Source organism: Companilactobacillus huachuanensis (genome assembly GCF_005404815.1).
Taxonomy (GTDB): Bacteria; Bacillota; Bacilli; order Lactobacillales; family Lactobacillaceae; genus Companilactobacillus; species Companilactobacillus huachuanensis.
In genome coordinates this window covers 75821-89982 of the sequence record NZ_BJDF01000005.1, presented here as the reverse complement: position 1 = coordinate 89982, position 14162 = coordinate 75821, and the positions used below count along the sequence as shown (strand labels likewise).

Here is a 14162-nt window from a genome sequence, read left to right as displayed (position 1 = left end):
GTAACATGTATTTTACAATTGAGGAGGTAGATAAAATGAATTATTTAATTACTGGAGCAACTGGTCATTTAGGAAGCAATGTTTTTAACGAATTAATCAAACTTGTACCTAGCAATGTTGTAACTGCTGGGGTGCATACATTAGCAAAGGCGCAGCATATTTCAGACACTGGTGCTAATGTTTTGCCAATCGATTTTATGAAAGAGGATACTTTAGTTAATGCCTTTAGTGATAAGGATGTTTTAATCTACATTCCCAGTAAAAGTCATGACAGTTTTAGTCGTGTTAGTGAGTTGGAAAATGTGATTCAAGCCGCTCAAAAAGCCAAGGTAGGTCATATTTTAGCAATGGGTTTCATCGCTGATCAGGAGGATAATCCATTTGACTTATCGGCGTTTTATGGCTATTTACCAAGGCGATTAGCTTCAAGTGGTCTTCACTATACAATCGTTAAGAATGCCTTATATGCTGACCCGTTGGTACCATACTTGCCTGAATTGATTGAGCGCAAGAATGTTATTTATCCAATGAAGGATCAGGCTTTGTCATTTATCAGTTTGGAGGACAGTTCTAAAGCTTTTGCCAAGGTGGCGGCCACAAAGGATTTGTTGGTTAACGAAAGAATTTATACTTTAACTCAGGACCGTAATTACACGATGCCAGAATTGGCAGAGGTCTTGTCTGAAGTTGCAGGATCTACGATTGGGTATCAACCAGTTAGTTTAGATGAATTTGCTGAAATTTATAATGAAGGTAACGAAGGTCACATGCTATCATCAATGTATGATGCTGGTGGAAGAGGTTTATTAAACGATATTAGTTCCGATTATCAATTGATAATGGAACGTTCGGCCACACCTTTGAAAGAATTTTTGCTTGAAAATTATAGAAAATAATAAGAGCACAACGTCATTGAACGTTGTGCTCTTTTGCTTTTTGTTCCACTAAGATAGTTTCGATAATATCTTGTAAGGAAACATTATTGAATTTTCTTAAAGCCGCCATTTTGGCATCTTCATAATAACTTCCCAAGACTTTTTGAATATTTCCCCCAACTATACAGTCGGGGTTCGTATTTGTATCAAGTGTGAACAGCTGCTTGGCACGTTCGGTGGCCAAATAAACATCTAATAAAGTGATTTCGTGTGGCGACTTGGATAATTTGGGCTCAGCTGTACCTTTCTTAGTTGCAATTAGGCCGCTTTCACGTAAAGTACTCATCAAACGTCGAACAACAACAGGGGAAGTTTCGATGCTATTTGCGATTAATTCACTGGATAGCCTCTGGTCTTGATAGATTTCGATGAATGCAAGGATATGAACTGAATCGCTGAAACGCGTTGAGACTCTCATTTTTACTACCTCATATCTGTAACTTTTGATTTTACAAGTAATATCATAAATTGAATTAGTAAATTAGTCAATTAATTACGCACTGTGCATAACGTTTGACACAAAACACTAGTTATTTTATATTATTCATGCTACTTAAAAAGTTACATGAAAGAGATTTGTTATGATAAAGTTTGAGCACGTTTATAAGGAGTATGATAATAATTCTGCCATCAAAGATTTGAATTTAGAAATCGAAGATGGGGACTTTTTTGTGATGGTTGGAACTAGTGGTAGTGGAAAAACTACAACTTTAAAAATGATTAATCGCTTGATAAAACCGACTTCAGGACAGATTTTAATTGATGGTAAAAATATTGATACGTATGATTTGCAGAAGATGCGTTTAAATATGGGGTATGTTTTACAAAATATTGCCTTATTTCCCAATTTAACAATTGAAGAAAATATTACTATTCAACCGGATTCATTACATTGGACTAAGGATAAACGTAAGCGGGTTGCTTGGGACCTTTTAAAGAAAGTGGGACTTGATCCCGAAAAGTATGCTAAACGTATGCCAAATGAACTTTCTGGTGGGGAACAGCAGCGAGTCGGTATTATTCGTGCTTTAGCAACTAGTCCCAAAATGGTATTGATGGATGAACCATTCAGTGCCTTGGATCCAATTTCACGGACACAATTACAGGATCTGGTTTTGAAATTGCATCGTGAATTACAGACGACATTTATTTTTGTTACTCACGATATGCATGAAGCTATTCGGTTAGGAAATACGATTGCTGTTTTGAGTAAAGGGAACTTGGAACAAATCGGGAATCGTGACGATATTTTGAATCACCCTAAGAATGATTTTGTTAAAGGTTTCTTCAAACTGGAAAAAGATGGGCAATCCACTGTCGGAGAAATTATTGACGCTGGTTTTGGTCAGCCTGTCGATACCGAAATTAATTCTACTTTGTTGAAAGAGGATTCAGTCAACCGTATGGCGACTGAATTGAAAAATAATAATGGGATAGTTATTTTTGATAATGATGGAAGAAATTATCAACTTACTAATTCTGATCTACTAGATTTCTTGGCAAAGGAAGGTGAGAAATAGTGAGTGCAATTATACATGTTTTGCAAACTCAAAGCAGTGGAATTTGGGAAGCATTAGGACAACATATTTCTATTTCATTGATTTCACTATTTATTGCGGCAATAATTGCGATTCCTTTGGCAATCGTTCTAATGACACACAAGCGGATTGCCGAGATTATATTACAAATAACTAGTATTTTACAAACGATTCCAAGTTTGGCATTATTGGGTATTTTGATTCCAATAGTTGGAATAGGAACGGTGCCAGCTATTATTGCATTGGTCGTTTACGCGGTAATGCCAATTTTTCAAAATACCTATTCCGGTTTAACGACAATCGATCCGAATTTGGATGAGGCTGCCGAGGCCTTTGGATTATCAAGAACCAAAAAATTAGTTAAATTTCAAATACCATTAGCTATGCCGATGATTATTTCGGGTATCAGAATTGCTATGGTTATGATTATTGGAACCGCCACTTTAGCCGCATTAATTGGTGCTGGTGGTTTAGGTACATATATATTGTTGGGTATTGAAACAAATAATAATGCTCTATTGTTGATTGGTGCCATTTTGTCGGCAGTTCTGACATTAATTTTCAGTGCATTAATTAAAGCTATTTCAAAATTATCATTGCGAAAGATGGGAATTATCTTTGCCACATTAATTGTCTTGTTTGGAGGATTTGCTGGGTATCGTAGTATCGTCAAACCCCCTGTTAATATCACGATTGCTGGTAAGATGGGTAGTGAGCCGGAAATTTTGATAAACATGTATAAAGAGTTGATTGAACAAGATCATCCGAACATGAAAGTTTCATTGAAGCCTAATTTTGGAGGCACATCATTTCTATACAAGGCTTTGCAATCCGGCTCAGTTGACATTTATCCAGAGTTTACCGGAACAGTATTGCAGGCATTAGTTAAAACTAATCAAAAGGTCAGCCATAATCCTGAGAAAACTTATCAAATGGCGCGTAAGTTAATCAAGAAGGACGCCAATATGGAATACTTGACGCCAATGAAATATCAAAATGGATATGATTTGGCTGTTACCAAGAGCTTTGCCAAGAAATATAATCTGAAAACTATCAGTGATTTGAAGAAAGTTGAGCATCGGTTGCATGCTGGATTTGATCCCGATTTTTATCAGCAAAGTGACGGTTTTCCAGGTATCAAGAAGGCGTATGGTTTAGATATTGCCAGTGCCAAGACGATGGAGCCTTCAATTCGTTACAAGGCAATCGCCAATGGCAAGGTCAATTTGGTAGACGGATATACGACTGATCCAGAAATTAAAGAATACAATTTAGTCGTACTCAAGGATGACAAGAATCATTTTCCTCCATATCAAGGAGCACCTTTAATGACCGAGAAATTTGCTATGGAACATCCGGAAATTAAGAAAACACTCAACAAGCTTGGTGGAAAAATTACTGAATCAGACATGCAAAAGATGAATTATTTGGTAACTGTGAAGCATGAAAAGGCTTCTAAGGTTGCTCATGATTATTTAACTGACAAGGGACTATTGAAATAGGTTATCTGTCTCCAGAGCTGAGAATATTAATCAAATTACATAAAACAGAATGAGTTGTATCACACTTAAAAAAATAATTAAGAGTGATACAACTCATTTTTGCTGATTTTAATATTTAATGATTCGCACAAAAGCTCTAAAAGTAATTACTGAGATACTACCATAATCAAAATTAGGAGAGGAATCCAAGGATTACAGTGTCTATTTACCTCACTGATTATATGTCGTTTGTGTCTGCGGTTAGTTTTGATGTAACATAATCATCATTGAGAAAGGGTGATTGTATCAAGAATTCAATACAAACAAGAATTATTGGACTGATATCGGGTCTGATTTTAAATGCCTTTGGAAATGGTTTATGTATTTCTGCCAATATGGGGAGTGGCTTATGGACCGCTGGAGCAGTTAATATGACAAAATGGTTTGGCTGGAATACTGGCTTGTTACTTTTTATCATCGGAGTCGTCAATGCTGTCACAAATCAATTTTTGATCAAACATTTTGATGGTCGAAGATTGGTTGGAGAAATTCTTTATGTTATGTTTTTCAGTTATTTTGTGAATATTTTTACCAATTTGCTAAATAGTATTGGGGTCCCAAATTTACCGATTTTGATTCGAACATTTTTATCTTGCTTAGGAGTCGTATTTTTCTGCGTTGCCATCTCATTGTATCAACGAGCTAATATCGTGATGCATCCGAATGACGATACAACAAATATTTTAAGGTTTATGTATTTGAAAGGTAATTCAACAGCAGCTCAACTTGTTGATTTCATCCCACCAATTATAATTATTATTGTGGCGGGTATTGCTATCCATAATGTCTATTCAGTTAATGTGGGGACGGTTTTCTCATTTATCTTTAACGGCATTATAATAGCAGCTTCCGATAAATGGATCTGGCCACAAATAAAACATAATTTTAATACAGAAAATAATTAATTTAGAGATATTTGGCATTTAAGTGAAATTTACGACCATAAGTTATATAATAGGTACACAGGCATAAGAGTAAACGCTTTCATTAGCGTGAACCTGTGTGGGTTTTAATAATTAATTAGGTGGTGTGTATTGATGAAACTAAATGACAATACTGAGGCAAAGAGAATTTTATCGGAGCTTTATACCGATATTAATAATGCAAAGGATTTAGATAAAGAGGATTATTCTAAAGATTTTGTTCTAAAGACATATAATTTGTTAAATAAGAATTATTCATTCCAATATCTATTTGGTAGATTACGTGATGATCGTAAAATCCAAAAGACATTGTCAAAACTAGACAATGGTAGTGAATATATGGAACAAATTGACCAATTTGCACATAATGTTGGTTATGCCATCAATTAAAATTGAATAGAAAAGATTAATTCTGACTGGCATTTGCTTCGGTAAATGTCAGTTTTTTTATTAGATTTTTTGTTGCAAGTACAACAAAATAATTGTACAATATTTTTTGTTTGAAAGAGAGGCATTGATGTGGAAGACATTTTGAGATCAATAGGTGTAATAGCGCGGTCGCTTGATTCAATCAGTAATATTGAATTTAAAAAATACGATTTAACAAAAGGACAATATATCTACTTAGCTAGAATTTATGAGCATCCAGGGATTATTCAGGAGAAAGTCGCTGAAATGATCAAAGTTGATCGCACGACTGCTGCACGGGCAATTAAAAAGTTAGAGACGAATGAATTTATCGTTAGGAAACAATCCGAAGATAATAAGAAAGAAAAGAAACTTTATGTGACAAAAAAAGGTGAAGAAACCTATCCGATACTTTATCGCGAAGAGCATTACTCGAATGAAATTGCTTTAAATGGATTGTCACCTAGCGAACGAAAGCAAGTTTTTAAACTCTTGAATATTGTTGAAGGCAATATATCGGAGAACTGGGAATATGTGAAGAAGGGTAATAAACGGATATATTGATGACGACTACAATTAGAAGATGTACTGAAGATGATTTGAAAACTTTGCAAAGGCTCAGTGTCGAAACGTATACGGATACATTTAAACCGTATAATACTGAGGAAAATATGAAGGCGTATATCGAAGGCGCTTACAATTTGAACACTTTGCGGCAAGAGTTAACTGATAAGAACTCAGAATTTTATTTTTTATATATTGATGATGAGTTAGTCGGATATTTAAAAGTTAATATTCTTGATGCACAAAGTGAGCCTATGGATGATGATTTCTTAGAAGTTCAACGTATTTATATTCGAGTTTCCTATAAGCGCAAAGGACTTGGAGAGGTTTTGATGAAGTTAGCCATCGAACGTGCGCAATCTTTAAAGAAACCAAGGCTCTGGCTCGGAGTTTGGGAAAAGAATTTTGCTGCACAAAAATTTTATCAAGCAATGGGATTTGAACATTATAGTTCACACAAATTTGTCATGGGAACTTCAACTCAGACAGATTATATTTTAAAAAAGGAATTGGAAAATTAATATGACAAAAGTAGTAGTAGACGAAAAATTTTGGGAATTATTTCCTGAGGCACAAATCAGTACGCTAGTAATTCATGGTATCGACAATCACGTTGATGAAAAAGATGATCCTTACTTTGCCAAATTGTTGAAAGATGCATCTGATGAATCGGAAAAATTCATTACCAATGAATCTTTTAAAGATAATGAAGTTATTGATGAATGGCGTGAGGCTTTTCGTCAATTCAAGACTAAAAAAGGTGTCCGTTGTTCAATCGAAGCTTTATTGAAACGAGTTAGTCAGGGACGTGAATTTTCACCAATCAATCCACTAGTCGATATTTATAATAGTATTTCATTGAAATATGGAGTTCCATGCGGCGGTGAAAATATTAAAGCTTTCGACGGTGATATGCATTTAGGAGAGGCCAAAGGTGGAGAAGGGTTCAAACCATTAGGTGCAACAGAAAATTCACCTGCATTACCAGGAGAAATCATTTATTACGATGATGCTGGTGCCATTTGCCGCTGTCTGAACTGGCGTGAAGCACAGAGAACGATGTTGACAGAGGATACAACCGATTCTGTTTTAGTGATTGAAGCTATTAATGAAAAACAAGCAAAACGTGCCAATGAGGCCGTTGTTGAGTTGAAAGATTTGATTGAGAAATATTTCAAAGTTGACGGTCGAATTGAACATTTAACTAAAGATCATTCAGAAACAGCAGTATTGTAATAGTAAAGTGTATCAAGAAATTCTGGTTTTTCTCAGACCTGTTTACAAAAATTATTATTATTTCATGGTTTAATAAGAATCTGAAGGTTGAAAGATGAAAAATTAATCTAGCCATTGCTATTACAGGCTTAGAGTCAATTTATTTAAATAATCAGAAATTTTCATTTTATTCCCGCTGTTAAAAAAATACTATCAGCTCTGGAAACGGCATATTTAACTAAACCTGCAACCTTTAGTAAGACTAAAAAAAGAAGTTACTTTTCATCTCAAATATTCCCTAGTCCAAGGGATGTTTTCAAGTGAGAAGCGACTTCTTTTTTAACTAATTTTCGAAATATTATTTTCTATCTGTATCAATCATTCCAAAAGTAAGAACAGCAATACCGATAATTAAAGCTAAGATGAAGTAGAAGAAAATCATCGTTGTATTAATACCGATACCCAATGAGAAACCAATTAGATAAGGCCCAATAGTTGCTCCAATACGACCGATGGCCTGAGTAAAACCAATGCCCATTCCGCGTAATTCGATTGGGTATTGTGTGGGTGTTAGGGCAATCATAATTCCCCATGCACCAAGTGTGAAGAAGGATAGTAGACAGCCACTGATTAGAACCATTGCTTCAGTTTGAGCTGTACCAAAAAGGAATGCTCCAACGATGGTTCCGATAATATAAATTGCCAAAACTTTTTTACGACTTAGTTTACCCATCAAATAGGCCGCTAAGAAATAACCAGGTAATTGGGCAAAACTAGTGATAAATGTGTATAAGAAACTCCGAGAGATTGACAAGTTACGTTGAATCAAGATACTTGGCAACCAAAGAAATAGTCCGTAGTAGACAAACATGATTACGAACCAAAGAATACTCAAACATAGAGTTGAACGACGAAATTCAGGTGACCAAATTTGTTTCATGGCACGGCGAAGATTCAATTTGTCATTTTTTACATTAGTTTCAGCGGGTAAGTGATTACGCAAAACTAATGTGTATAACGCCGTTACGGAAGTGATGATTACAGTGAACTTCCAACCATAGGCTGGCATTACCAACGTGGCCAGTAGGGATGCAAAAATCCAACCGATGGCCCAGAAACTGTCCACCAAAATGAGCATTCTAGAACGTTTATTTCCCGAGAATGAGTCTGCAATAATAGTTGATGCAACTGGTAATTCTCCCCCAAGACCAATACCAGTTATGAAACGAACCAGAAGAAACTGGTTAACGTCAGTTGTTAAAGCCAATAATAAATTACTAATTGAAAAGACCAGTAATGTGACCATCATGATATTTTTTTTACCAAAACGATCAGCTAAATATCCAAATAGGAAAGCCCCAATCATCATACCAACAGTTGTGATCGAACCGACCAAACCGATTTGACTGGCACTTAAACTCCATTCTTGTTTAATTAATGGCATGATAAATGATAACAATGCCACATCAGCAGCATCGAATAACCAAGCAGTCCCAATAACCATTAACAATTTAAGGCCACTTTTTTGTGTAGTTTCGATTTTTTGTGAATCCAAAACTTACCTCCATAAATTATATAAAATATTACTATTTTTATTAAAGGTAAAAAATACCTTAAATAGCATAAAAAAAGACTATCATTAGTCTTTTCCAAGGTCAAGTTATCCGCGTAGCTCATATAGTTTGGCCGGACGACCACTCTTGCCATGTTCCATACCAATTTCATTAAAGAGATGGGCATGAGTTTTGCGAAAGTTTGAGTTGTCAATGTTTACAGAGGGTTCTTTCCAAAATGTGGCATAAACTTCACGAGCCTGTTTGAGAGTAAAACTGTCCCCTAGGATCAATAAAATAGTTGGTAAATAATCCAGACGATTAGTTATCCTGTGGAAGGCCAAGCGCAGTATCAGAGCATGATCAGCCGCCAAATGGCTGTTGTCATGGGATTCTTCAATATTGTTATAAAATTCACTTTCCGATATTTTGTCAGCTAGAGTCCTGAATTGCAAATCGTGATATGTCAGTAAGTATTGTTCAGGCAAATAATCAACGCTAAACCACTCAGCATCTTTGGCCCCATAACCAGGGGTCAAATCAGGCATGGAGGGTAAGTAGGTCATGTAAGTTAAGGCGATTTCTCGGTGATCACTGATACGTTGAACATTACTGAAAGTAGCTAATTGTTCAGTATAAAAATCAGGCAATTCGATTCCGATTTTCTCCCGGATCAAACGTAAGGAAGCATCCTCGGCATTTTCATCCGTACGCAGTATAGTTGCAGGCAGTCCCCAATGACCAGAATCGTTGCCAAAAGAATTTTGAATCAATAAGACTAAAACTTGTTTGGATTTAGGATTAAAACTCCAAATAATATTAACGACATTGATGATTGATCTGTTTGTTGAATTTATTTCCGACATATTAAATGACATCCTCTAATCATTAAAGATTCTTTCTTCAGCTATTAAGAATATATTCGAAGTGTGAAATTCTCAATATTTGAAGGTCAACTTATTGTTTGATAGATGGTAATAAAGAATAAAAGTATAAAAATGTTTTTAAATCACAGTGATAACGGTTCTATTGTAAAAGGTTCGATCGTAGAAACGGACTTATCGCGAGCAATGGAACTACCACATTTATGTCATTATTTAAAATATAAGTGGCTATTTGATTAAAAATACCTTAGCCGGAGGTTTCCTGTGAAATGGTAGTCTGAAGTGAAGGTGGCGTTATGGCTTTAGCCATTACACCACAGGGCGACTTTGGAGACTTACCGGTCTGTGGTAAGGCTTCAAAGCGAGGGACGAGACCTTGGCTCGGCCCGGTCCTCACTGCAGAACTACCATTTCACAGGAAACTGGAGGCGGCCCACACCCCTATTATAATTTACTTTTCGTACACTAACAGTCTAATATTTGATTCACAATCGAATTGATTCTATAACTTGCAGTGTGGAGGTTGAAAAAATCTTCACAGATGGCCATAAGGTTATTCTCAGGAGCCTTGGATGATGGGGCTGTCTTAAATGATAGGCTCTGGTTCATATCGATAAAATAATATCAGATATGGAGGAGAATATAATGAAACAAATTTTAAGAAATAGTTTATTAATAGGTGGAGCAATTTTAGGAATAGTTTCGGTTGGAGCTGGTGGTTATGTAGCTAAAGCAGCTACGACGGCACCAACAACCTCGACGACACCAGAAACGGCTTCAGCAGCAATTACACCAGGAACCATAACAATTAAGGCTGCACCAAGTATTGGATTTGGTACGGTTGATTCAAGTGCTGACGATACGAGTTATACTTCAACTAGTTTTTCAAGTGGATTACAAATAGCTAACCCAGGTGAACCAACAGGTTGGACGGTTTCGCTAGCAGATACACCATTTACTGATGGAACGACTGGCGGAGCAACTTTGAAAGGTGCAAGCCTATCATTAGCTGATTCTTCAGCAACTCCTGTGAAGGCTGACGATGCCGATAACGTTTCAACATTGCCTGTTTTCACAGCAGCAACGCCGGTTTCTAGTGCTCCAGTAACAATTTTGAACGCCGCAACTGGTACAGGTGTTGGTTCATTCACTACTAGTTATGGTAGTGGCGATGCCACATTGAAGGTACCTGCTGGTAATATCGGTGGGTCATACACATCTGACTTGTCTTGGACATTATCTAATGCACCAGCTTAAAAATTGAATCGAAGAGAGGTATATTAAACCAATATGCTTCTCTTTTTTTCGAAGAGGTAATATTATGAAAAAATATCTGACAATTTTTTTAACATTAATAGCAAGCATTATTTTGGTTTTTGTTTTTGACAATCGAACAGTTGAAGCTGCGACTCCGAACGGTGTCAATTATAGTATTTCCCCTGAGTTACCTAGCAATCAGATTTCAAAAAATATCGGTTACTATGATTTAAAGGTAACTCCGGGTCAAAGTGAGACCATTAAATTTAAAATTAATAATACTGACACCAAGGAACATTCGTACAAAGTCTCAGTGAACCGTGCTGCCACTGATATTAATGGTGTGATCGATTACAATGACCATGGCATAGCCCCAGATAGCGATTTACAATACAATATTGAGAAACTTGTGACTTATCCCAAAGAAGTCACTGTAGCCGCTAATTCATCGAAAGAAGTTTCCATTAAGTTAGACGCTCCCAAAGGAGATTTTTCAGGTGAGTTATTGGGTGGAATTTTTGTTCAGGAAAATAATCAAATAAATAATGATAAAAAATTACCTAAAGGTGTCACATTAAGAAATCAATATAACTATGTTTTAGGATTACAGCTACAACAAAATACTGATGCCGTAAAACCTGATTTGAAGTTTGTTAAAGTTTTTGAAACTGACAATAATGGTCAAATTTCGGTTGATGGAGAAATGGATAACGATGTTCCAACCTTGGAAAATAAAGTCTCCGTTGATGCCAAGGTTACTGCTCAAAATAGTTCTAAAATTATTCTGAAATCAGATAAAAAGGCTATGTCAATGGCACCTAACAGTGATTTTTATTATCCAGTTAATGTCAATACTGTGACCGGACCAAGTAAAAACAAACGCTTAAAACCAGGCAAATATACGATGTATTTGAGTGTTAAAGCCAACAATGGTAAGAATCATTGGAATTTGAAACGCAACTTCGTCGTAACAAAGAAGCAAATGGCCAAGATCAATCATAAGAATCCTGATCGTGCTATGGATCTCTGGATAATCCTAGGTGCTATTCTTGCATTAGTTGTAATCGCAGGTTTTGTTATCAAACATTATCGTAAAAACAGCAGATAGGTAGTATAAATTATTAACGTCAAAATAAGCCTTCAGTTCACCGTTACTTCTAGTGGATTGAAAGCTTTTTTTGCTATGATCAGTGTTGTTACAGACCTTGAGCCAATTTATTTAGATAATCAAAATCGTTAATTTTATTTTCCGTATCATTAGAAAACAAACTAGTTGTAAGAGTTGAGAGTAATCATCTGTAGCGAAAGTGGCGTTAGAGCTTCAGCTCTTACACCACCGGGCGTGTTGGAGACTTACCGGTTTGTGGTGAGGCTTCAACCGAGGTCCGAGACTGTACTTTGGCTCGGGCCGTTCCGCGCAACAGATGATTACTCTCAGCTCTGGAAACGGCATAATTAACTAAAACTTCATAACAATGATTTTCAGAACATCATTAAAAGACATTAATTAAAACAGTGCCGGAGATAACTAAAATAAGTCCGGCAATAGATGGGATGGAGATTGTTTCGTTATAAAAAACGATTCCGGCAACAGTCACAAGAACTAATCCAACGCTACCCCAAGTGGCATAAGTCAAACTAAGTGGTAGTCGTTTTAAAACGTGTGAAAGTACGAAGAGGCAGATAAAATATGAGGCCAACGTTCCTAAAGTAGGCCAAAGGTTGCTAAATCCGTCTGTCTTCTTTAAAAGTGAAGTCCCTAAAACTTCAAAACCGATTGACACTAGTAGTAGTAAGTAATTCATAGGCTTTTCCCCGTCAAAATTTTCTTTCAATATCATACCCGATTTTTATTGAAATGACACTATTGTTACTCAAATGAAATGATTTTTAAATCAATTTGAAATAAATAACTAATTCATAAACTTTTATACCAGAATGCCAATTGACAGTTTGATTAAAATATATTAATTTTTACTAATGTTTGAACAGATAAAGATAGGGAGAATTTAATGTTCGAAAATGATTTAGCTATTTTTAAAATCCAAACTCGGATTGCCATGAAAGAAAGATTCTATTTCATTTATACGCTAATTGCACCGATAATAATGGTCTTTCTTAATAAAACAGAAGATTTTCAGGATAATGAGGCGCTGTACATCTACTGGTCATATATTGTTGTGACGACTGTTTTCAATGGTTTTTTAATCAACTTGATTCGATTACGTGAAAGTGGATTTTTTAAAACGTTAACTTACTTAATTGGGTCGAAGCATTCAATTGTTTTGGCCAATTTATTAGTCCAATTCTTAGTGATTCAATTAGAAATATTTTTATTTAACTTGATTGTCACTTTATTTATTACACATGTCTCTGCAGTTACTTTCGTATATGGTTTCTTAGTCTCGTTTCTTTCAGCGTTGCTGTGTTCAGCGATGATGTCGGGATTATTGCTTTTGAAATTAAGACAGGGAATATTCAATCTTATGATTAGTGGATTTTTTATTATTGGCATCTTGCTATTAGGATTACGTCCACACGGATTGTTGAATTATGTTTTAACAATTATTAACCCGTTTCAGCTGATTTATGAGCTGTATAACATTCATTGTAGTTCGTTTCGTGAGATTATTTTTTTGAGTGTTATTGCTAGCGGATACTTATTAATGGGAGGAATGATTTTTAAAGGAATTTCGATTAAAAGTCATTTGAAATAGATGAAAATTGAGAATTTTTATTGCCGATATAAAAAGAACTTTTTATTTGAAGATGTTAATTTCTATTTTGAAGATTGTCAGTTAAACTTTATCTTAGGGGAAAAAAGTATCGGTAAAACAACGCTGCTAGACAAGATTGCAGATACTAAGCGTGGCGGAAATTTTATTGGTTTCCCGAATTTTAAAAAGATTGCTTATTTAGCACAGGATAATGAATTTCGTGTTGGATTAACAATTTTAGAGATATTGTCGTTTGTTCGTCAATTAAATGAAACTTTAAATTTAGAAATTCCCGAACAAATTCGTAATTTACTACATAAGCATTTCAATGAGTTGGCAGATAATGAAAGAAAGTTAGTTCTGATTTATATGAACTTGATGGTTGATAAAGAATTATATTTGTTTGATGAACCAGATGTTGGAATTGGATTAGATGATTCCCAAACGGTGTTTAATTGGTTGCGTGAGATGACTGAGGAAATGAATAAAACTATCATCATTACGACCAATAAGTTGGACAATATTTGTGACATTGATAATGTTAATTACATTAAAGATTCGCGAGAAATTCTGGCCGATAATTATTTGAAAATTAAATCACAAATGGCATTTTAGGGGGAAATAAAT

Annotated in this window: 16 protein-coding genes; 12 read left to right on the top strand and 4 right to left on the bottom strand. The window is 35.4% G+C overall.

The window, feature by feature from the left end:
- Window positions 1-35: 35 nt before the first annotated feature.
- Window positions 36-896: an NmrA family NAD(P)-binding protein gene (locus FFM71_RS04200; RefSeq protein WP_137610936.1), complete on the top strand. Its 861-nt coding sequence runs from the start codon at window positions 36-38 to the stop codon at window positions 894-896.
- Window positions 897-909: 13 nt separating this feature from the next.
- On the opposite strand, the gene FFM71_RS04195 is transcribed toward FFM71_RS04200, so the two are convergent.
- A complete protein-coding gene (locus tag FFM71_RS04195; RefSeq protein WP_137610935.1) occupies window positions 910-1353 on the bottom strand; it encodes an Rrf2 family transcriptional regulator in 444 nt (147 codons plus the stop codon).
- A 163-nt stretch (window positions 1354-1516) separates the two neighbouring features.
- On the opposite strand from FFM71_RS04195, the gene FFM71_RS04190 reads away from it, so the two are divergent.
- From FFM71_RS04190 to FFM71_RS04160, 7 genes are all read left to right on the top strand, one after another.
- Window positions 1517-2455: an ABC transporter ATP-binding protein gene (locus FFM71_RS04190; protein WP_137610934.1), complete on the top strand. Its 939-nt coding sequence runs from the start codon at window positions 1517-1519 to the stop codon at window positions 2453-2455.
- Window positions 2455-3975, top strand: a complete 1521-nt coding sequence (locus tag FFM71_RS04185) for an ABC transporter permease/substrate-binding protein (RefSeq protein ID WP_137610933.1) — start codon at window positions 2455-2457, stop codon at window positions 3973-3975. The genes FFM71_RS04190 and FFM71_RS04185 overlap by 1 nt, the downstream gene beginning before the upstream one ends.
- 311 nt (window positions 3976-4286) lie before the next feature.
- Window positions 4287-4919, top strand: coding sequence for a DUF6198 family protein (locus FFM71_RS04180; RefSeq protein WP_506256160.1), 633 nt, complete (start codon window positions 4287-4289; stop codon window positions 4917-4919).
- A gap of 132 nt (window positions 4920-5051) precedes the next feature.
- On the top strand, window positions 5052-5327 hold the full coding sequence (locus tag FFM71_RS04175) for a hypothetical protein (RefSeq protein WP_137610992.1): 276 nt from the start codon (window positions 5052-5054) through the stop codon (window positions 5325-5327).
- A gap of 129 nt (window positions 5328-5456) precedes the next feature.
- Window positions 5457-5909, top strand: a complete 453-nt coding sequence (locus tag FFM71_RS04170) for a MarR family winged helix-turn-helix transcriptional regulator (RefSeq protein ID WP_137610932.1) — start codon at window positions 5457-5459, stop codon at window positions 5907-5909.
- A complete protein-coding gene (locus tag FFM71_RS04165) occupies window positions 5909-6430 on the top strand; it encodes a GNAT family N-acetyltransferase (protein ID WP_137610931.1) in 522 nt (173 codons plus the stop codon). Before FFM71_RS04170 ends, FFM71_RS04165 begins: the two co-directional genes overlap by 1 nt.
- Before the next feature lies 1 nt (window position 6431).
- A complete protein-coding gene (locus tag FFM71_RS04160) occupies window positions 6432-7145 on the top strand; it encodes a B3/B4 domain-containing protein (RefSeq protein ID WP_137610930.1) in 714 nt (237 codons plus the stop codon).
- 337 nt (window positions 7146-7482) lie between these two features.
- On the opposite strand, the gene FFM71_RS04155 is transcribed toward FFM71_RS04160, so the two are convergent.
- Both FFM71_RS04155 and FFM71_RS04150 read right to left on the bottom strand, forming a co-directional pair.
- On the bottom strand, window positions 7483-8664 hold the full coding sequence (locus tag FFM71_RS04155; protein WP_137610991.1) for an MFS transporter: 1182 nt from the start codon (window positions 8662-8664) through the stop codon (window positions 7483-7485).
- A gap of 120 nt (window positions 8665-8784) precedes the next feature.
- Window positions 8785-9543: an NUDIX hydrolase gene (locus FFM71_RS04150; RefSeq protein WP_137610929.1), complete on the bottom strand. Its 759-nt coding sequence runs from the start codon at window positions 9541-9543 to the stop codon at window positions 8785-8787.
- Window positions 9544-10206: 663 nt separating this feature from the next.
- Between FFM71_RS04150 and FFM71_RS04145 the strand changes: the two genes are divergently transcribed.
- The gene (locus FFM71_RS04145; RefSeq protein ID WP_171000465.1) at window positions 10207-10818 is read left to right on the top strand and encodes a WxL domain-containing protein; all 612 of its coding nucleotides are present in this window, start codon (window positions 10207-10209) and stop codon (window positions 10816-10818) included.
- A gap of 64 nt (window positions 10819-10882) precedes the next feature.
- The gene (locus FFM71_RS04140) at window positions 10883-11926 is read left to right on the top strand and encodes a WxLIP family cell surface protein (protein WP_137610927.1); all 1044 of its coding nucleotides are present in this window, start codon (window positions 10883-10885) and stop codon (window positions 11924-11926) included.
- Window positions 11927-12311: 385 nt separating this feature from the next.
- On the opposite strand, the gene FFM71_RS04135 is transcribed toward FFM71_RS04140, so the two are convergent.
- The gene (locus FFM71_RS04135; RefSeq protein ID WP_137610926.1) at window positions 12312-12623 is read right to left on the bottom strand and encodes a DMT family transporter; all 312 of its coding nucleotides are present in this window, start codon (window positions 12621-12623) and stop codon (window positions 12312-12314) included.
- Between the two features lie 207 nt (window positions 12624-12830).
- Between FFM71_RS04135 and FFM71_RS04130 the strand changes: the two genes are divergently transcribed.
- Window positions 12831-13535, top strand: a complete 705-nt coding sequence (locus FFM71_RS04130; protein WP_137610925.1) for a hypothetical protein — start codon at window positions 12831-12833, stop codon at window positions 13533-13535.
- Window positions 13536-14150 carry an ATP-binding cassette domain-containing protein gene (locus FFM71_RS04125; protein ID WP_137610924.1) on the top strand — a complete coding sequence of 205 codons (615 nt, stop codon included), beginning with the start codon at window positions 13536-13538 and terminating at the stop codon, window positions 14148-14150.
- Window positions 14151-14162 lie beyond the last annotated feature (12 nt).